The sequence below is a fragment of the Bacillus sp. RC251 genome (assembly GCF_044908765.1).
Classification (GTDB): Bacteria; Bacillota; Bacilli; order Bacillales; family Bacillaceae_G; genus Bacillus_A; species Bacillus_A wiedmannii.
On record NZ_JBIYDP010000011.1, the window covers coordinates 45,585 to 66,274 of the forward strand.

Annotated in this window: 20 protein-coding genes; 14 read left to right on the forward strand and 6 right to left on the reverse strand. The window is 33.5% G+C overall.

Features of this window, described 5'->3' with window-relative positions:
• Positions 1–5: 5 nt before the first annotated feature.
• The 4 genes from ABH961_RS23930 to ABH961_RS23945 all read right to left on the reverse strand — a co-directional run bounded on the left by ABH961_RS23930 (position 6) and on the right by ABH961_RS23945 (position 5,824).
• A complete protein-coding gene (locus ABH961_RS23930; protein ID WP_098076065.1) occupies positions 6–1,961 on the reverse strand; it encodes an ABC transporter permease in 1,956 nt (651 codons plus the stop codon).
• 68 nt (positions 1,962–2,029) lie between these two features.
• The gene (locus tag ABH961_RS23935) at positions 2,030–4,009 is read right to left on the reverse strand and encodes an ABC transporter permease (RefSeq protein ID WP_098076063.1); all 1,980 of its coding nucleotides are present in this window, start codon (positions 4,007–4,009) and stop codon (positions 2,030–2,032) included.
• 94 nt (positions 4,010–4,103) lie between these two features.
• On the reverse strand, positions 4,104–5,126 hold the full coding sequence (locus ABH961_RS23940; protein ID WP_048541114.1) for a sensor histidine kinase: 1,023 nt from the start codon (positions 5,124–5,126) through the stop codon (positions 4,104–4,106).
• A gap of 2 nt (positions 5,127–5,128) precedes the next feature.
• Complete coding sequence (locus tag ABH961_RS23945) at positions 5,129–5,824, reverse strand: response regulator transcription factor (protein ID WP_098076061.1); 696 nt, start codon at positions 5,822–5,824, stop codon at positions 5,129–5,131.
• A 207-nt stretch (positions 5,825–6,031) separates the two neighbouring features.
• On the opposite strand from ABH961_RS23945, the gene ABH961_RS23950 reads away from it, so the two are divergent.
• Positions 6,032–6,304, forward strand: coding sequence for an autorepressor SdpR family transcription factor (locus tag ABH961_RS23950; RefSeq protein WP_001070536.1), 273 nt, complete (start codon positions 6,032–6,034; stop codon positions 6,302–6,304).
• Complete coding sequence (locus ABH961_RS23955; RefSeq protein WP_098076059.1) at positions 6,301–6,939, forward strand: SdpI family protein; 639 nt, start codon at positions 6,301–6,303, stop codon at positions 6,937–6,939. Before ABH961_RS23950 ends, ABH961_RS23955 begins: the two co-directional genes overlap by 4 nt.
• A gap of 42 nt (positions 6,940–6,981) precedes the next feature.
• On the opposite strand, the gene ABH961_RS23960 is transcribed toward ABH961_RS23955, so the two are convergent.
• A complete protein-coding gene (locus ABH961_RS23960; RefSeq protein ID WP_000377706.1) occupies positions 6,982–7,854 on the reverse strand; it encodes an AraC family transcriptional regulator in 873 nt (290 codons plus the stop codon).
• A 306-nt stretch (positions 7,855–8,160) separates the two neighbouring features.
• On the opposite strand from ABH961_RS23960, the gene ABH961_RS23965 reads away from it, so the two are divergent.
• Complete coding sequence (locus tag ABH961_RS23965; protein ID WP_000859659.1) at positions 8,161–8,931, forward strand: ABC transporter ATP-binding protein; 771 nt, start codon at positions 8,161–8,163, stop codon at positions 8,929–8,931.
• Positions 8,918–10,867 (forward strand): ABC transporter permease, encoded by a 1,950-nt coding sequence (locus ABH961_RS23970; protein WP_098076055.1) that lies wholly within the window; start codon positions 8,918–8,920, stop codon positions 10,865–10,867. Before ABH961_RS23965 ends, ABH961_RS23970 begins: the two co-directional genes overlap by 14 nt.
• Positions 10,868–10,934: 67 nt before the next feature.
• Here ABH961_RS23970 and ABH961_RS23975 read toward each other — a convergent pair whose 3' ends face one another.
• Positions 10,935–11,393: a hypothetical protein gene (locus ABH961_RS23975; RefSeq protein WP_048561984.1), complete on the reverse strand. Its 459-nt coding sequence runs from the start codon at positions 11,391–11,393 to the stop codon at positions 10,935–10,937.
• Positions 11,394–11,701: 308 nt separating this feature from the next.
• Between ABH961_RS23975 and ABH961_RS23980 the strand changes: the two genes are divergently transcribed.
• From ABH961_RS23980 to ABH961_RS24025, 10 genes are all read left to right on the forward strand, one after another.
• A complete protein-coding gene (locus tag ABH961_RS23980) occupies positions 11,702–12,280 on the forward strand; it encodes a class I SAM-dependent methyltransferase (RefSeq protein WP_098076051.1) in 579 nt (192 codons plus the stop codon).
• Positions 12,280–12,894 (forward strand): DedA family protein, encoded by a 615-nt coding sequence (locus tag ABH961_RS23985; RefSeq protein WP_098076049.1) that lies wholly within the window; start codon positions 12,280–12,282, stop codon positions 12,892–12,894. The genes ABH961_RS23980 and ABH961_RS23985 overlap by 1 nt, the downstream gene beginning before the upstream one ends.
• Before the next feature lie 28 nt (positions 12,895–12,922).
• Complete coding sequence (locus tag ABH961_RS23990) at positions 12,923–13,624, forward strand: response regulator transcription factor (protein ID WP_000033681.1); 702 nt, start codon at positions 12,923–12,925, stop codon at positions 13,622–13,624.
• Positions 13,608–15,116, forward strand: a complete 1,509-nt coding sequence (locus tag ABH961_RS23995; protein WP_098076047.1) for a sensor histidine kinase — start codon at positions 13,608–13,610, stop codon at positions 15,114–15,116. The genes ABH961_RS23990 and ABH961_RS23995 overlap by 17 nt, the downstream gene beginning before the upstream one ends.
• Before the next feature lie 112 nt (positions 15,117–15,228).
• Entirely contained in the window at positions 15,229–15,594 is a 366-nt protein-coding gene (locus ABH961_RS24000) for a YxeA family protein (RefSeq protein WP_048541174.1), read from the forward strand.
• A gap of 183 nt (positions 15,595–15,777) precedes the next feature.
• Positions 15,778–16,539 (forward strand): rod shape-determining protein MreC, encoded by a 762-nt coding sequence (gene mreC / locus ABH961_RS24005; protein WP_176374057.1) that lies wholly within the window; start codon positions 15,778–15,780, stop codon positions 16,537–16,539.
• Between the two features lie 542 nt (positions 16,540–17,081).
• Positions 17,082–17,204 (forward strand): hypothetical protein, encoded by a 123-nt coding sequence (locus tag ABH961_RS24010; protein ID WP_255256183.1) that lies wholly within the window; start codon positions 17,082–17,084, stop codon positions 17,202–17,204.
• A complete protein-coding gene (locus tag ABH961_RS24015) occupies positions 17,179–19,041 on the forward strand; it encodes an FtsX-like permease family protein (protein ID WP_404520159.1) in 1,863 nt (620 codons plus the stop codon). The genes ABH961_RS24010 and ABH961_RS24015 overlap by 26 nt, the downstream gene beginning before the upstream one ends.
• Positions 19,042–19,121: 80 nt before the next feature.
• On the forward strand, positions 19,122–19,943 hold the full coding sequence (locus tag ABH961_RS24020; protein WP_048541094.1) for a peptidoglycan-N-acetylglucosamine deacetylase: 822 nt from the start codon (positions 19,122–19,124) through the stop codon (positions 19,941–19,943).
• A gap of 17 nt (positions 19,944–19,960) precedes the next feature.
• Positions 19,961–20,617, forward strand: coding sequence for a YkyA family protein (locus tag ABH961_RS24025; RefSeq protein WP_048541092.1), 657 nt, complete (start codon positions 19,961–19,963; stop codon positions 20,615–20,617).
• The last annotated feature ends 73 nt before the right edge of the window (positions 20,618–20,690 follow it).

Sequence of the window (20,690 nt, forward strand, 5' to 3'; positions counted from 1 at the left end):
ATCCTTTAAAACTTAATGTGTTGTGATAATTTTTGCATATAAAAGGAACGAATTAAAAGGAAAAATAAAATTTCAACCGTCCCAAAAATCATCAGTACGACTGTAATCTCAGCGAAGAACGAGAGATGTAAAACTTCTTGTAGCATCTTTGTCGCAAACATCGTATGGATCGATGCCATAATGTATGGAACAAAGAACAGAATCGCAAGTTGAATTGTAGCAGATCGTTTCATCTCGGCTTCTGTTAAACCGATTTTTGTAATCGTCACATACTTTTCTTGCTCACTTGTTAAATCTGTATACATCCGGAAGTAAAGAACACTGCCAGCACCGATAAAGAAAATAACACCTAAGAAAGTACCAATTAAGAAGAAGGAAGCGACATTGAGTTTAGTTGTGTATAGAGAATCACTTGCTTCACTTGCATGGAATGGTGGGTGCTCAGCCTTAATCGCTTCATTATCATTATCAATTTTTGTTATAAATTCCGAACCGATGTTATGTGCTTTTTCCCAATCGTTAACTTTAAAGTTATATACACTCATCTGTTTTGAAACCGATGATAATGCCTCTACATTTTCATCAGATAATACGAGTAATGTTGAGACTAAGCTGTTTGGGAAAGGATTATAATTTTTATATTCTTTTACTTGTAGCTGTAGGCTGTTTTGAGTAAGTGTAAGAATATCTTTCCTGTCTGTATCATAAATTGTGCCAATGAATTGATCATCTATGTCTTTCATAAGGATATAAGATTCATTATTTTTTACGTTGAGATGTTCCCAGTTTAACGCCTTAGCAAGTATATTGTAATCACTTTGTTTAATTGTATAATAGAGCTTTGGGTTCTCTTCCGCCGAAGATACTTCATATATATCCGTTTTAAATTGTTTATAAGTAAATTGTTCTTCGTTAAACTTTTGTTCTAACCAATTCAAATGTTCATCCGCTAACGTATTTTCAGTATGTGATAAATATGTAAAAGGAAAAGGATTTTCCCTTACTGCATCAAACTTTGTGAATTTCCCAAAACCGTATAAGAACGTAATCATAGTGAAAGCGAGTGTTGATAGCATCGCTACAATAAAGAGCATGTTAATATTTGTCCGAATGCGAGCTGCTAAATCAGAAATCCAAAGCATATTAATACGTTTCATATAAAATTTTCTTCTCGTTTTTAATATACGAATGAGTAAAAAACTAATTTGTGAAAAGAAAAAATATGTTCCAGCCGCAACGAGTGAAGGAATGACAAATATACTGGTGACGGCGTACAAAATTCCAATTACGTCGCCAAGCGATATGAAATATAGCGGATTTGCTGCTAGTACGTATCCAGATATTAAACATGTCGCACCAAATAGAGAGATGAGCACGGATGCTTTTCTTTCTTTTTGCTTTGTTCCTGCTTTTAAAAGACGTACAGCCTTTCTCGTCCGAATGAGCATCGGCGTAAAAGATGAAACGAGAATGAAGAGTCCAAGAAAGATGATCATAGTTAAAATAATAGCACTCGTTGGCCAATATAAATATAAACCAGGTACATGTGTAATTTTGGCGGTAACTAGTAGAAAGAACTGTGAAAAGACAAGTCCAAGTTGAATGCCGAAAAATATGGAAAGAACACCAATTAGCATGTTTTCTAGAAATACAAGTCTTTTTAATTGTTTTTGAGATATACCAAGTACTGTTAAAATCCCAAATTGTTTTTTTCGTACTTTTAAGAAAGTACCGATTGAATATAGTAAAAAGAAAAACGAAAAGAATACAATAACAACTTCTGAAATTGTCATTAATATGTTCAGAGCAGCATTCACGCCTGTCATATGCAATTTAGGATGAAGTAAATAAACCGCAAACGAGAAAAAAATTGCAATGGAAAATGCACTACTTACAAAATAGGCGAAATAAGCTCTGGCGTTCCGGGTTACGTTTTTGAATGCAAACTGCCAAAATGTCATTCACCTGAACCTCCTAATAAAGTGAAGATAAAAAGAGTATGAAAGATACTCTTTTTATCACGTTTGTCTTAAATAATTTGTCCATTCGTATATTGTGATAATTTTTGCATGTAAAGTGAACGAATGAATAAGAAAAATACAATTTCAACGACTCCAAAAATAATAAGAACGGCTGCAACTTCTTTGAACAAAGATAGATCAATTACATCTTGTAGCATTTTCGTTGCAAACATTGTATGAATGGATGCCATAATGTAAGGAACGAAAAATAAAATACTAAGCTGAATGGTTGCAGATCGTTTCATCTCTTTATCTGTCACACCGATCTTAGAGATTGTTATATACTTCTCTTGTTCATTCGTCAAATCTGTATACATTCTAAAGTAAAGAACGCTACCAGCTCCAATGAAGAAAATAACTCCTAAAAATGTCCCGATTAGGAAGAATGCGGCACTACCAGACGTTATTTTATATAACGTTCCTGCTGATTCAAAGGATCGAATAAGAGGTCCTTCATACTGGGAATTATTTCGATCTTTTTGCACCTTTTCTATAAAATCATCCGCAATTTTATATGTCTGTTCCCAGTTTTGAATTTTGTAATTGTATGCTGATATATGTTTTACCGTGTTGGGTAAGTTATTTACGAGAATATCAGGTAAAACTATCGTTTGATATGAAAAGCCAGATGGAATTGCATTAACATGCTCATAGCCTTTTACTTTTAATTTCGTATTTGTACTAGAGAGTGTAATGTAATCTCTTTTGTAGCTTTGCTCAAATTCATTAAATATAGTGATATAAGAGGTCCCCGTTAACACGTATGCTTCATTATCATCCATAAATAGTTGTTTCATTCGTAAAGAAGCAGCAAGTTTGTTATAGTCACTTTGCTTAATTGCGTATACGTCATTATAAATAGCTACATCTTTATCTTCTCTTAGTGGTGTTTCATATATATCAGTTTTGATTTTCTCATAAGGAAAATGCTCTTTTTGTAACTGTTGTTCAAGCCAATTTAAATGCTCAGTAACAAAAGGATTTGTATCATAAGAAAAATAAGAAATTGGGAAAGGAGAAGTTCTATTAACCTCTAGTTTAATAAACTTCCCAGATCCATATAGGAACGTAATCATCGTGAAAGCAATTGTAGAGAGCATCGCTACAATAAAAAGCATATTAATATTCGTTCGAATACGGTTTGCTAAATCAGAAATCCAAAGCATATTAACACGTTTCATATAAAACTTTCTTCTCGTTTTTAAAATGTAAATAAGTAAAAAACTAATTTGTGAAAAGAAAAAATATGTCCCGATTGTAACAAGCATTGGGATAACGAAAATACTCGAAACCATATATATAACACCTATTTGCGGGCTTACTGATACGAAATATTTAGGATTTCCAGCTAAAGCATAACCACCTAATAAACAAATCGCACCAAATAAAGAAATAAGTATGGATGGTTTTTTTTCTTTTTGTTTTCCGCCATTTGTTTTTAAAAGTTGTACCGTTTGTTTTGTACGGATAAGCATTGGTGTGAATGTAGATACAATGATAAAAAGACTAAGGAAAACGATAGTCGTTAAAATAAACGCGTTAATAGGCAAGTATAAATATATGCCTGGTACATGCGTAATTTTTGCTGTCACTAATAAGAAAAATTGTGAAAATACAAGTCCAAACTGCATACCGAAAAAGATAGATAAAATACCGATTAACATATTTTCCATAAAAACAAGACGATGTAATTGCTTTCTCGATATTCCTAAAACGGTCAAAACTCCAAATTGTTTTTTTCGAACTTTTAAAAACGTACCAATGGAATATAGTAAAAAGAAGAAAGAGAAAAATACAATTACAACTTCTGAAAATATCATTAATCCTGAAATTTCAGCGGTCATGCTAAAGTTTTGTAATTTCGGATGGAATAAGTAAACAGCAAACGAAAAGAAAACAGCAATGGAAAAGGAACTACTTACAAAGTAAGCAAAATAAGCTCTCGAGTTGCGCGTTACATTTTTAAATGCAAATTGCCAAAATGTCATAATATGTACCTCTCGCTAGAAGGCAAATATGTAGTTTTATTGCAAAAAATGTATGAGAGTAAGTTCTCATACATTTTGCTAGCATATGTTCCGATCATGCTTCGGCCACCTTCTCCGTAGTTTCTGCTTGATTATTTGCAGCGTTGTGGAAGATGATTTTAATCGTCGTTCCTTTACCAACTTCAGAATCTAGTTTGACAGAGTGACCTAAATAATCACAAATTTTACTTACAATATAAAGTCCCATACCAGTAGATTCTCCGAATGCGCGACCATTTTTCCCAGTGTAAAACGGTTCAAATACTCTTCGAATATCTTCTTGCGGAATACCAACACCTTCATCGCGAACTTCTAAAATAATATCTTTTCCGTTTCGGTAAGCAGATAGGAATACTTTCTTTCCGCGCTCACCAGAGTAACGCACTGCATTTGTCATTAACTGATAAATGATGAACTTTAGCCATTTCGCATCAGAAGCAACTTTTAAATCGGAATGAACTTCTAAAACAGGGAAGACGCCGTTTCGAATGAATAGTTCTTTTAATCCGTTAATATTTTTTGTTACCGCATCTTTTAATGAAATCGTCTCAACATGGAAATCTTCATGGAAGTTATTTAACCTTGCCATATATAAAGCCATATCGAGCCCTTGATTTAATCGTTCTAATTCTTTTTTGAATTTCGGAATCAAATGTTCATCTTCCATTTCGAGCACCATAAGCTGCATAACAGAAACAGGTGTCTTCATTTGATGCACCCAGTGGTTAATGAATAATTGATGTTCTTGTTGTTTTACTTCATACGATTGTAGTTCTTTTTGGAATAGACGATATTGCGTGCGCACGAGTTCATTTACACCGTGAGGCATCGGAGCAGTCGCTCTTTCAATAAACGCATCTTCCATTTTCTCTGGTTGTTCACTTAATCTATGGTACATTCTACGATTGCGAACGTAACGATAAGCGAGGAAACAAATGAATAAGTATAAGCTTAAAACGATGAAGTAAAACTTATTATTTTGGAATCCATCTACTGCATCATAAAGAACGAAAATGATACCGAAGTTTAATACATATAGTAGAAAAAATGCAAAATGATCACGTAAAAATAGCTTCATGCTTATTCACTCCAAGTTGCGTTAAAACGATACCCAAGCCCGCGCACTGTTTCAATAGCATTTTCAATACCAAGCTCATTGAACTTTTTACGAAGACGCGTAATGTTTACGTTTAATGTATTTTCCTCAACGAAGCTTTCGTCATCCCATAGGGCAGCTAATAAATCTTCACGGCTCGCTGTACGAGGGAATTTAGATAATAACATTTCTGCTAAAATTGCCTCTTTCTTCGTTAAAAGAACTTGCTCAGCACCGAAATGAATTTCTGGGCGTTCTGGGAATAGTTTTAAACCTTCTACTTCAACGATACGTTCAGAAATATTTGGCGCATAATCACCGTAAATACGGCGTAATTGACCTTTAATTTTCGCCATTACAACGTCGTAGTGGAACGGTTTTGTAATGTAATCATCCGCACCGCTTTCAATTGCCATAATTTGTTCCATCTCACCAGCCCGCGCTGAAATGAAAATAATTGGACAAGTAGATTCATGACGAATTTGACGGCACCAGTAGAAACCATCGAATTTCGGTAAGTTTACATCAAGTAAAACAAGATGCGGTTTCACTGCATTAAACGATTCCATAATATCATCAAAGTTTTCAGTAACAACAGCTTCATAGCCATATTTTTGAATGTGAGATTGTAGTAATGATGAAATATTTGGATCGTCTTCAACGATTAAAATTTTATACATATGTATATTCCTCCTAAAAAAACAATTGTAGCTATAGTGTATCATGTGTTTCAAGTCTTTTCATTATGTTGAAAGATAAGCTAGTAAACAGTATAGGTCAAAAGCGTGAAAAGTAAAAAGGGCGTATGTATAATTGACAATTAACTGAAAACATTTTAACATTTAGATAAATATCTAAATGTCTAATTAGTGAAAGGAAGAAAGACATTGAATCAAGCATTCAAAGCATTAGCAGATCCAACAAGGCGAAAAATTTTAGATTTATTAAAAGAAGGCGATCTAACCGCTGGTGAGATTGCTGAACAATTTAATATGACAAAACCAAGTATTTCACACCACTTAAACGCACTGAAAAATGCTGAACTTATTCAAGATGAAAAGAAAGGTCAATTTGTTGTGTACTCTTTAAACACAACTGTCTTTCAAGATTTATTAACGTGGGTGTTTACATTTACGAATAAGGGGGAAGAGGGGAAATGAGGAAGCATATATTTCCGTTACTATTAATTGCTTTAACGATTATTGCATGGTGTGTCGCGTGGCCGCATTTACCAGGTGAAGTTCCGAGCCATTGGAATGTTGCTGGGGAGGTAGATGGACATATGTCTAAAATGGGAGGGATGATTTTTGATGTAGCAATTATGATTTTTATATATTCTTTATTAACCGTATTGCCTAAGATAGATCCGAAGCATAAAAACTATGATAAGTTTTCTAAAGGATATAATGTAATAAATTATAGCGTATTAATCTTATTATTTTTAGTAAATATCATTGGAATTGGGGCTGGATTAGGTTATGACATTCCAATGAATAGTACACCGCATATTCTTGTTGGTCTTTTATTTATAGTCATCGGCAACTATTTACCACAATGTAAACCAAACTACTTTGTAGGTATAAAAACACCGTGGACATTAAGTAATGAGGAAGTGTGGAGAAAAACGCACCGTTTTAGTGGGAAGGTGTTTGTTGTATTAGGAGTTATTATGATTTTAAGTATTTTTGCTCCGGTAGCGTGGAAAACTTTCCTAATCATTGGCATTATTGTTGGTGCAGTAGGATTAACAATGGGATATTCCTACGTCGCTTATAAAAAAGAACTAAAAATATAAATAAAAGCTGCTTTTCCTTTTAAGGAGGAGCAGCTTTATTTTTTATTTCTTCAAAACCGGTATCCAAATTTCACTTTTAAAGTTTGGAGAGGATGTATCTTTCTGTTCATTCCACAATATTTCTGGTCCTTCTGCTAGTTCATAGTTTGAGGAAGGAAACCATTCGGAATAAATGCGTCCCCATACATTTTGTAATGTTTCAGGAAATGGACCGACAGCTTCAAATACGGCCCACGTTGAAGCTGCGACTTCAAGTTGTGCGAATTGCTCTGGACAATCTTTCATTGAGGCTACTCCAATGTAGTGGTCGAGTTCTCCATTTTCCTCCATTCTTCCTTCAGAAAAGTTAGTAGAAGCACTAATAATTCCAGTAGGTTCCATGTTTGAAAGGGACTTTAATGTTTGAATGGTCCCCGGATCTAAGCTTTTCCACATAGAAGCAATTTCTTCATTTACACCGTTAAATACAATCGGTACGCGTTTTGTAATACCAATGATTTGAAATGGCTCTTTTTCTTCAATTCGATAGTTCATTTCATTTCCTCCTTGAATCGATAACTGGAAGGTCATTGGTGAATAAGCTTTCAAAGAATGACTACTATTTCGGGCCTCTGAAGGTGTTATGCCGTGCAAGTTTTGAAAAGCACGTGTAAAAGAATCTGGCGAGTTGTACCCATATTTTATAGCAACATCAATGACTTTTGCAGCGCTATCTTTTAGTTCAAAAGCAGCAAGAGTAAGACGTCTACAGCGAATATATTCTGATAGTGATACGCCAGCTAGGAAAGAAAACATTCTTTTGAAATGATATTCGGAGCAGAAAGCTATTTTTGCGACTTCTTTAAAATCAATTTCATCTGTTAGGTTGTTTTCAATATATTGCATTGCCGCATTCATGTTTTTAAGTGAATCCATATCATGACCTCCTTGTTAAATAGAATAGCAGGAACAAAATAGCTCCATCCGACATTTCATGCACAACTTTGTAGGGGACATTTTTAACCTTACAAAATTGTAATGTTCCTGTAAGGAGAATGAATGGATGGCATGATATCCCAATGTTATAGTAACAAAGTACTTTCGTTCAGTAGGTTAAATTTTGATTTCTCTACTTACCGGCCTTACATAACTGTCATGTTTGTGTAAGAAACATCGATAGTGGCAAGAGTAGAGAGTGTATATAGTTGAAAATAGAGAATAGAAGAAATGAGGGATGTCGAGATGAAAACAGTGTTAGAAGCAAAAAATATTGAAAAAGTGTATGACACGGGTGGTAATAAATTTGCAGCGTTAAAAGGTATTAACTTACAAGTAAAAGAAGGTGAGTTCGTTGGAATTATGGGACCTTCTGGTTCGGGTAAGACGACTTTGCTAAACGTTCTTTCTACAATTGATAATGCGACGAACGGTGAAATTTTAATTGATGGAAAAGATATCGTGAAGATGAACGATGATAAGTTAGCGTTATTCCGCCGCGATCATTTAGGATTCATTTTCCAAGATTATAATTTATTAGATACGTTAACGGTAAAAGAGAACATTGCGTTACCTCTTGCGTTATCAAAGGTGAAAGCAAGTGAGATTGATCGCCGCGTTCTTGAAATCTCAAAGAAATTCGGTATTGATCATATTTTAAGTCAGTTCCCATATCAAGTGTCGGGCGGACAGAAGCAGCGCTGCGCAGCATCGCGTGCGATCGTTACAAGTCCTAGTATGATTTTCGGGGACGAGCCGACTGGAGCGCTTGATTCTAAATCAGCGACAGATTTACTTGAAAGTATGAAGTCGTTAAATGAATATGATAATTCTACAATTTTAATGGTAACGCACGATGCGTTTGCGGCGAGTTACTGTAAACGAGTTATTTTTATTAAAGATGGTGAGTTATATAAAGAATTGCACCGCGGTGAATCAACACGTAAACAGTTCTTCCAAAAAGTCGTTGACGTAATGTCTTCTATTTCTGGAGGTATGGCTGATGACCTTATCTAGCATTGCCCTCCGCAACATACAGCGGAATTTTAAAGACTACTTTGTATATTTTGCATCTATGATCTTTAGTATCGTCATTTATTTTACATTTAAGGCGTTGCAGTATAATTCACAAATGGAAAAAGCTGCGGAAGCTTCTAAAAAAATTAGCGGTGCATTTCAAGTTTCAAGTGTCATGCTAATTATTTTCGTAGCGGTGTTCATTATATATTCGAACGGTTTCTTTACACGAAAACGTAAAAAAGAAGTTGGGCTATATTCCTTATTAGGCATTCGTAAAAGACAAATTGGTAAAATGCTGTTTTATGAAAATATGTTAATGGGATTAATGTCTTTAATTATCGGAATAGCGATCGGTAGCGTTCTTTCAAAACTATTCCTTGAACTACTAATAAGTATGATGGGAATAAACTTAAACGTTCATTTTGAAATACCGATGGCCGCAGTTATTGATACAGCACTTATTTTCTTTGTGATTATTTTGTATACATCACTTCAAGGATATCGTTTAATTTATCGCTTTAAGCTAATTGAACTTTTTCGAGCGGAACGCGAAGGAGAAGCAATGCCAAAAGGATCTGTCATTATGGCGTTAATTTCAGTTTTCTTAATCGGCTCAGGTTATTTCTTAGCGTTAATGTTTATGAAGGCAGTTATGTATGCAAACTTTATGGTAGTTGCACTTTATATATTACTTGCAACAGTATTAGGTACGTATTTACTATTTATGTTCTTTACAGTATTCGTATTGAAACGTGCAAGAAATAATAAGTCAGCGTTTTATAATGGTATGAATATGATAACGACGTCACAGTTACTATACCGTATTAAAGGAAATGCAAAGTCACTTGCGACAATATCTATTTTAAGTGCAGTGACATTAACAGCGGTTGGTACGTCAGTTACGATGTATTACAACACATTTACGCAATCAAAAACATCCATGCCATACAGTTACTCTTATGAGAAAAAAGATGCAGAATTGGATAAGAAAGTAAATGCAATTCTTGTGGAGGAGAAGCAGGATCACCCTGTTAAAGATCAATTTGAAATTGAAACGGTTCCTGTCAAAGGGAAGTTCGAAGGAGATAAAGTTGATTTCATTCTTAATATGAATTACACGATTTCAGAGAAATATCAGTTTATATCTCAATCTGAATTCAACAAAATTGCGAAAAAAATCGATGCGGAAACAGTGAATGTAGCTACTGGCGAAGCATTTATATATGATAGTTCTTATATGGAAGGGTATGAGTTTAGCCCTGAATATAAAGGAAATAAAGCGGTATTCCAAATTGGAAATGAAACGAAGACATTGACGATCCAAGGTGTAAATAATACTGCAATTACGAACTTAGGTGAATTAGTTGTTGTCGTTCCAGATGAAATGTATGCACAAGCGAAGCAAGCATTTGGAACACGTGTTGTAAAAAATATTGATGTAAAAGATGAAAGAAACAGTAAAGTATTAACAGAAAAATTAACAAAAGTGATGCCAGCTGGTGAATCAGAAATGGCACCACCATTTAGAGACTTCTACACTGGTTTCCATATGGGACTTGAAGCAACTGGACTAATGATGTTCATCGGACTATTCTTAGGCTTAGTCTTCCTATTAGCGACAGGCTCCATTATTTACTTCAAGCAGCTTACAGAAGCAAGTGCTGACCGTGATCGTTACATTGTCCTTCATAAAGTTGGTGTAACGAAACAAGAGATGAAGAAAGCTATTGCAAAACAAGTGAGCTTTATCTTTGCAATTCCACTAGTAATCGGAATTCTACACAGTTTGTTTGCATTAAAAGGTTTAGGAAACATACTACCATTTGAAATTATGGTTCCGCTTCTAATTAGTATCGGAGTATATAGCATTATTTATATCGGATATTACTTCTTAACAGTTCGTTCTTATTATAAGATTGTGAGTGCGAAGTAATGCAAGAGTTGTTTTTATCTTAGTAAAAAAGCATCCGACTAACATGTTAGTCGGATGCTTTTTTTGTCTATACGTGAGCTTTATTTTCGTCCGAACTATCAAACATGTCCATTACTTTAAAAATACCTTCCAATAGCAAGGTACATAAAATAGCGAAAATTAATACGGCATGAGGTGATAATTCAACTGATGTGAAGTTAAGGTCTGCCAACCAAAAGTAACCTACATAAAAACTTAGAAATGTGCTAACAGCCGAAAGTGTAAATCCTAAAAATCCTAATTCCTTTAATTTTTCCTCAGATAATTTACATAAACGTAAAACAATAGAGAAGAGAATTCCTACTATGAAAAATCCCATACATAATGCGAACAATGATATTATGCTTGGATATTTAACTTCATCAGGTATCCACTTTTTCATTCCCACTATTAAAAAGGTAGGGACAAGAATAGGCAATAAAAGTGGTAGCACTATTTGTATAGCTGCAAATAATGCATTTGATTTATTATCGTTTTGATTATTCATAAAGCCTCCAAAAATGATTTCTATACTAATTCCAAATATCTTAGAGGATTCTAACATAAAAATAGTAACTTCGCTATACAAAATCGGAGTAGGATCATAATCATTCATGGTAAATAAACAAGCTGACTTATTTGTATATGTTCGATTCGCTTATCTTTGGAATTCAATTTTTTATGTTTGCTTATAGTAAATATGAAGCTTTCCTTCATCTTCATAAAATCTTAAGAATTCCCCTCAATATTTGTTAAGAAACGATAGTTATACTTAAACACAAGTTAAAAACTATTGAACGAATGGAGAGGGAGTATATGCAGCTCATAACATTCTTAACTGAATTCATAAAACATCCGAAACATATTGGTGCGGTTGTACCGAGCTCAAAAATATTAGCAAGGAAAATGGTAGATGTAATTGATTTTAATAGAGCAAAATGCATTGTAGAGCTAGGGCCGGGTACAGGAGCTTTTACGAAAGAGATTATGAAGAGAAAGAAGAAGGAGACAATATTTCTTCTTGTTGAAATTAATGAAGTATTTTTTAAAGAGTTAAAGAGAAAATTTAAAGATGAGCAGAACGTGATTGTTATACACGGCTCAGCTGAAAATATAAAGAAGTATATGGAACAATTAAATATAGAATGTATTGATTACGTCTTATCAGGATTGCCTTTCACTTCTTTACGAGAAGAGGTTTCAAAGCGCATTTTAAACAGTGTAATGGAAACGATACATGAGAATGGGGAATTTATTACATTTCAATATTCACTTGTAAAAAAGGGATTTATACAGCATTTCTTTCCTGAAATTACACTAGAAAAGGTGTGGCTTAATTTCCCACCAGCTTACGTCTTTAGTTGTAGAAAAGAGCTAAGGAGAGCATATGCATAATGGAGTTACATGAATTAATGTCATACATTGAGCAGTATGGTTATTGGGCACTATTTTTTTGTTTATGGCTTGGTATTATCGGTATGCCGATTCCAGATGAAATGATTGTCATGAGCGGTGGATTTGTATCATCAATGGGGATATTAAGTATGATTCCAGCCTTTTTATTAACGTATTTAGGTGTTGTATCAGGTCTTTCTTTAGGGTATATACTAGGGAAAATATTTGGCATAAAAGTGCTTAATAAATTGATGAAAAAGAAAAAGGCGAAGTACCTTTTAAAATCACAAGAAATAGTAGGGAAATATGGTCATTATGCATTAGTAATAAGTTATTTTATCCCCGTTGTGAGACATATCGTACCGTATTTGGTTGGAATGAATAATATGTCATTTAAAACGTATGCATTGTATTCCTATATGGCAGGACTTGTTTGGACGCTAGCTTATTTTATGATGGGCTCTGTATTCGGAAAACAGATAGAAACGATTGTAGCACTTGCGACGAAATATGGGATGTATTTAGGCGGGGGCATTATGATCATTACTATCATTTCTTATGTGTACATTCAAAAGAGGAATGCAGTAGTGAGTGAAATAAAGCAACATTCATAGTTTGGTAAATGATGCTGGAGGAGATTTTGTGAGTAAAGGAACGATACTTATCGTGGACGATGAGAAGGAAATTAGAAAACTTATCACTATCTATTTGAAGAATGAAGGTTACGAAGTATTACAAGCTGGAGATGGTGAAGAGGGTTTAGAAATAGTAAAGAAAAGAGACGTGCATCTAATCGTCCTTGATATTATGATGCCGAAAATAGATGGTATTCATATGTGTATGAAAGTGAGAGAAATAGCGGAAATGCCTATTATTATGCTTTCGGCAAAAACGCAAGATATGGACAAGATTTTAGGATTAACAACTGGCGCAGATGATTACGTAGCCAAACCATTTAATCCACTGGAACTCATTGCTCGTATTAAATCACAACTTCGGAGATATATGAAAATGAGCGGGACAAGTGTACAGGATGAAAATGAAATAGAAATTGGAGATATGAAAATTAATATAGTAACACGGCAGGTCATTATTGCAAATAAAGAGGCGAAATTGACACCTAGAGAGTTTGAGGTATTAGAATTGCTTGCACGAAATCAAGGAATGGTATTAAATGCAGCACAAATTTATGAAAGAGTATGGAAAGAGCAAGCTTTCCAATCCGATAATACTGTGATGGTACATATTCGGAAAATACGTGAAAAGATAGAGGCAATTCCAAGGAAGCCTCGGTACATTAAAACGGTATGGGGAGTTGGCTATAAGATTGAGAAAGATATTTGAACCGATAATATGGATGAATCAAGTTTTTAAAAAAATGATAGGTAAAATAGTGAGTCATTTGGAAAAGAGCATACGGATACAGCTAATGGCTACATTTACTTTTTGTACGTTACTCGGGGTATTAGTAGGATGGTCTTCATCTTCTTTTTTCGAGGATGCTAATAAAATTTCTATCATTGATTATGCATCAGGTATGGAAGCCATTGATGGACAGACACAAAGGCTTGTTGAAAGTATAACCGAGGAAGGTAAGGAAATTAATATACAAGAATTGCTTGATCAATTGAATCACCAAAATCAACTGAAGATTTTAATAATAGATGAGAATGGGAAAGTCGTTTATAAAACAAAGGGAGCGCCGGAAGAACAAATCAATCTTCATGAGACGATGCGTAATGTGATGGATTTTAAAATGGATCAAGTACGATATGTAGAGGCGCAAAGTTTAATTCAAGATGGAACTGAACAAAAGCGTAAGGAGTTTACAACTTTTTATCCGGTTACTGTTAATACGGAAAATATGTATATCATTGCAAGTGGTATACCACAAGGAAATGTGAAGTATATAGTGAATGATAGCAGCCCATTTCCATCTTTACTAGGTTTTATCACTTTTATACTATCTTTCTTTTATATAACGAAAAGGAAGATGAATCAGATTGAAGCGATGGCAGAAGGAGTAAGGGAGTTTTCGAAAGGTAATTTACAATATAAAATCAAACAGGCAGGTCAAGATGAAATAGGTTTATTAACTTCTAATATTAATCAAATGGCAGAAAAGCTTTTGGCTAATATAGAAAAGGAAAAACAAATAGAGAAGCAAAAAAGTGAATTAATTACAAATGTATCACATGATTTAAGAACACCACTTACTTCTATTATGGGGTATTTACGTTTACTAGGTGATGCGAAATATGAAAATAAAGAACAGCATGATGAGTATATAAAAATTGCCTTTTCAAAATCAGAGCAGTTGAAGATGTTAATAGAAGATTTGTTTGAGTATACAAAACTAACAGATGAAAATATGGCGTTAGATTCGCAAGAAGTGTGTATAAATGAACTACTTGATCAATTAATAGAAGAGCTAGTACCACAAGCGGAGGAGCATAATATTTCTTTTGTAAAAGAATTTCAGGAAGATCGTATATATGCTGTGGTGGACTCAGAAAAAATGGTACGTGTGTTTGAAAATCTTTTAATAAATGCAATTAAATACAGTATAGATAAAGCAGAAATTCGGGTTTTACTTCAAAAAGAAGAACAGCATATCAAAATTTCTATAGCGAATCATAGTGAAGAATTTACAAAAAAAGAATTAGAGAATTTGTTTGAGCGTTTTTATAAAAAAGATCAATCGAGAAGTAGAGCTGTAGAAGGTTCAGGATTGGGGCTTGCAATTGCAAAAAGCATCGTTGAATTGCACAAAGGAGAAATTCGAGCAGAATATGAAAATGGGGTTATTCAATTTATTATATTATTGCCAGTTTAATTAGAAGAGCATTAGGGAATTTGGTTACATTTTAATACGTAATAGTGCCGTAATTGATTTAGAGGAAGTCCTTTAAGTGGAAGTATCTGAGAAGAGGAGAATAGAAAGTTTCATGAAAAAAATAAGTGCGTTTATCGTATTGATTATAGTTGGAGTTACATTGCTTATAGTGAAGGGGGGGCCGATTGTAGATCAACTCAATCCATTTATTAAAGAAGATATTTATTATGCTGTTGTTGATAATGATGGTAAATATGGAGCTGAAAATAAAGGTTTTGCTAGATGGGAATATAAATTCAAAGGATATAATGAATCTGGTCAAGAGCAAAAGATTGCGATGACTGCTTCGAAACATTTAAGAATAGGAGCATATTTAAAGATTAGATCGAAAGGAAGTTATGGTATGAAATGGGAAGAAGTGCAGGGTGATGAAATACCAGCTAAAGCGAAAGAAAAAGTAACAATAAAACATATTTAGTTATAGAAATGATAAGTTGAACGATCAAGGTTCGAATGCAGTGGCAGTATATGATAGTTTCTAAATTTTTTATAAAGAAAATAAAGTTTATCTGAACTTTATCTAAACTCCATTTCTTCTGTATACAATCACTAGTATTCTATAGTGTGTGGATAAAAAGTGGTAAGGAGTAGCAGGATAATTATGCAAGTTTCTAAGAAGAAAATATTATTATTCCTTTCAATTGTTCTATTTGCTTTATTGATGATGTATGTATGTACGAATAATAGACATGTACAAAATATTATTCACAATATAGAAGACATCTATAAAGTATATAGAGAGAATCAGGTATTGAAAGGGAAAATTGAACATCAAGAATCGTTAAAGAGTAAAGTGCAAATATTAAGTGAGGAGAAAGAAAACCTTACTAAACTTATCAACAAAACGAAAGAATTAAAGGAACAAGGAAAATACAATTTAATTCAAGCTACAGTAGTAACTCGTGTAGCAGAAGAGTGGTATGGAGAAGTCACTATTGATAGAGGAGCACAACATGGTGTAAAGGTTGATATGGCTGTTATTACAGTGGACGGTTTTATCGGAAAGGTAGGGAGTATAGATCAATATACATCTGTTGTGAAATTAATTACGAATGATGAACGAACGAATCGTTTAGCAATCACCCTTCAAAATAATTCATCCATTTTAGGATTTGTTACAGGGTATGATAAGAAAAAACAGGCTCTTCGAATTGATAATATTCCATCAGATAAAGCGAAAGAAATAAAAATAGGTGATAGTATTATTACCTCTGAATTGAGTCAGAAAATACCACCTGGCCTTGAAGTAGCAGAGGTGATAGAGCAAGAACCGGATCAATATGGTCTTGCTTATATTATTTATGCAAAACCAAAGGCGAATTTATATGATTTAGAAGATGTAATTTTAATAGAACCTAAATAATAGTTTTATGTAGTGCCTTTGAGAGGTGAATTAGAAACGAAGAGAAGGAACGTAAAATAAAGAGTAAGAGGGATAAGGAAAAGTAAAACGGTACCAAATTTAATAATATATGGTTATATATTTATAATTTTTTTATTTTATCTTTATCTTATCTTTATCTCGGACAATTATAATGAAGAGGTAAACTGATGATAAGTGCAAAGTTATTAAGTATTACAGTGGGGCTTTTTTTTTGTACATTTTTAATATTAATTATTTATATAACCTCTTAAATAGGCTAGAAAACCTATTTAATATCCTTCGACTTTATATGTGTAAATATATTATTTGAGCGTGAGAATATTGATGTCAAAAGGTATATGAATCGGATTATAAAATGTTTGATTTGCATATTGTAATGTTTTTTCGGGAGTGTACATTACAAAAATGTAAGGATAATGTAAGAGGAATCAATATTGCTGTTTGTAGGGAAAAGATAAAATGATAGTTAGTGGCTATGAAAATAGCATGATCGCAGCACTAGTCAAATGACAGGAGGCAATATGAAAACTTTAATATTTGAAGAGAACGTTGTACAAAGAGGGTATAGTAAAAAGATGAATGTAGTACACCACACTGTAGAGAAGGTGGGTGTAGAGTGTGTTATTAAAACTTTCTATTTCTAGTATGAAAAAAATGATTAAGGATTATATCGTTTTATTAATAGGTCTTGTCATCTCAATTTCTATTTTTTATATGTTTCAAACGCTTGCGTTAAATAAAGAGTTTACAATGAATAACAGTATTATTGGTTCAATCGTATTTGTATTTCAAATAGGATCGATTTTGGTGGCGTTTATTACATTCTTTTATATTTTTTATGCAAACTCGTTTCTTCTCTCACTCCGGCGGAAAGAACTCGGCATGTATCTTGTTTTAGGGGCCAAAAAGAGTAAAATCAGCCAACTTTTATTTTTTGAGACATTGTCTATGGGAATGATTTCACTAGCATTAGGGAGTGTATTCGGAGCTATTCTTTCCAATTTCGTTAGCAAATTTCTAACGAAACAATTGGAAATTTCAGCGGAAGGTTATCAAGCATTTTATGGTCCTGCATTCAAAATAACATTTATATTCTTTAGTGCGTTATTTCTACTTACATCCGTTGTGAATGCCATTCGTATAGCACTTAAAACAGAACTAGATTTAATTCGTACAGAGCAGCAAACGGAGCGCATACGAATAAAAGGACCAGCCACAATATTGTTACTCTTATGTAGTTTGCTAGGACTAGGTGTAGGATATTATTTTGTAATCTTCGTAGGAATAAAAGATGCTGGTGCCATTATGCTTCCATTATTCACGATTACAATTGGAACATACCTTATATTTATTTCACTCTTACCTATGATTGTTAATAGGCTAAAGAAAACGCGCTATTTAAATGAGAAGAAATTAAATGCATTTACATTTGCACAATTGCAGTTCAGGGTAAGTAGATTGGCGAAAATATTAGGAACGGTAACGATGCTAATTGGACTAGGTGTGGGGGCAATGGCTGGTGGCATGTCTTTACAGAAAAATGTAATCCTTTCAGCAGAAAAAATGTCAGGGTATGATATTACAATTCATGATCCAGAAGCAGCGGATTATAAAGCTATGGAAAAAATGAAAATTGTAGATAAAAAACAATATAAATATAAAGTTGATAATGAGGCTGTTTACTATTTAAAAGAGGAATTATTAGCGAATCCTCCACTGTTGTTCGGAAAGAAAGAGACAACACATATTTTTGAACAACTTCCATCTTCGAGCTATAGGATGTTTAAGGGAGAGGAAGTTGATCCATCTAGTTCTACGTTACCGCTGAATTGGGATAAGAGTATGGATAGTGATTTTAGATCGAATATTTCTGTATATGATCGAAAAACTGTCTATATCGTCGACGAAAACCGGTATGAAGCAATTCAAGGTAATGAGCATATGTTTTTTATTGCTAAAATCGATAATATTTTACGGTATAAGACAGAGTTGAAAGAGATAGATAGTCGTCAAATCGAAAAAATAGCCGCTGCTATTAATAAGCCTAAGGAAGACGTATATTTACCAACAAACTATGGTGATTATGAATCTATGCTCGTCTTCTCAAAAGGAACTTCCTTTATGGGATTCTTTTTAGGTCTTGCTTTTTTAGCTATGATGGCAAGTTGTTTAATGTTTAAGATTCTTTCTGGAGCTACGAAAGATATAGGGCGGTATGAGATGCTCCGGAAAATTGGGGTACGTAAAGAATTACTTATACAATCTATGTATAAAGAATTAGGCATTGTATTTTTATTTCCAGCTATATTGGGTCTTATACACGTTTTGGTAGGAATGAATATATTTACATTTGTTAAGTTTTTTGTAAATCCATATGTGAATATTGGACTTCCGATTTGTATATTTTTAATCATTTACGGTGTCTACTATTTGATCACTGTTCAATTATATAAGAGGATTGTGCTTCCAAAGGAAAAATAGAATGGATGCCGGGGAAAGGGGTAAAAAACTAGAGTAATATTTTTATAAGTAAGTAATGGACGTAGAAAGGAATTAATAGAATGGGGAAACTGTTAAAGGTAAAGAATATAGTTGTAATGATGGTAGCTATAGTTGTAGTGGGAGGGACTTTTTTTGCATTTCAAGCGATAACTTCACCTGCAAAAGCGATAGCAAATCAAGAGAATCCAGTTCAAAATGCAAATGAACAAATAAAAGTGGAGATGAATAAGGTTGCACCAACGCAATTTAATGGTCAAACTAGGAAAATTGCCTATCTTACTTTTGATGACGGACCAGGAAAATATACGGCACAGTTACTAGACATATTAAAGGAAAATGATGCAAAAGCAACATTTTTTCTAATTGGTCAAAATGTAAAATCATACCCTGATTTAGTAAAACGAGAAGAAGCGGAAGGACACTACGTTGGTATGCATAGTATGACGCATAATAATAGAAAATTATATGCCCAAGGTGGCTACGTAGATGAAATGAAAGAGGATCAAGGCTTAATTGCTAGTATTCTCGGACATGCCCCAAAACTAACACGCCCACCATATGGTTCAAAGCCAGGATTACACGAAGAACTTCGTAATAAAGTTGTAGAAAATGGTCTTAGAGTATGGGATTGGACAATTGATTCATTAGATTGGGAATATAATAGTATATCAATTGATACTGCGAAAGCGAAAATTGTTCAAAATGTACTTGCTAGTGCGACAAATCCGAAAGAAGTTATTTTAATGCACGATATTCATCCGCAATCTATCGCTGCAGTACCGGCTATTATTAAAGGTTTAAAAGAAAAAGGGTATGAATTTGAAGCATATCATGAAGATGATCATTTCCCCTTGAACTTTATGCATGATAAACGAATGTAACATAGGAGGAATTGACATTGACTTATAAAGCGTTAACGATTACCGGAATTATATCTATAAGCTTATTGACAGGGTGTTTTGGCGCAAAGCCAGAAGCAGAATTGTACGTCGCATTTGAAAATGCAACGAAGCAAGAAAAGGCGGTTTCTGCAGATGCGAAAAAACTAGAGGGTTTAGAAAAACAAGGTCAAGAGTTATACAATCAAATTATAAATGATGGTAAAGATAGTAACCAAGCAATTATGCCGAAGATAGAGCAAGCTACAAAAAGCATGGACGAACGTGAAAAAGTATGGAACAAAGAAAAAGAAGCTTTTGAAAAAGCACAGGAAGTAATAAAATCAGTTCATAAAACTATAGATAAAATGGAAGATCCTGCTCTTCAAAAACAAGCAAAAAATATACAGGATATTTATAAAAAGCGCTATGCATCTTTTAATAAGATAAATGATTCGTATCAAAAGTTAATGGAATTTGAAAGAGAAGTATATAAAAGCTTAGGCGAAAAAGAAACGAACTTAAAAAAGATTAGTGAAAAAATTAAAGGTGTAAATCAAATGAATGAGAACATTCAACGAGAAAAAGAGAAATTTAATGGATTGACAAAAGAATATAACAAAGAGAAATTAGATTTTTATAAACAAGCGAAAATTAAAATTAAAGATGAGAAGTAAATACTTTATTCTTATATCATTTAATCTTATTTATTAAGTACAAAAGGAAAAAATCAAAAATAAAAGTTTGTTT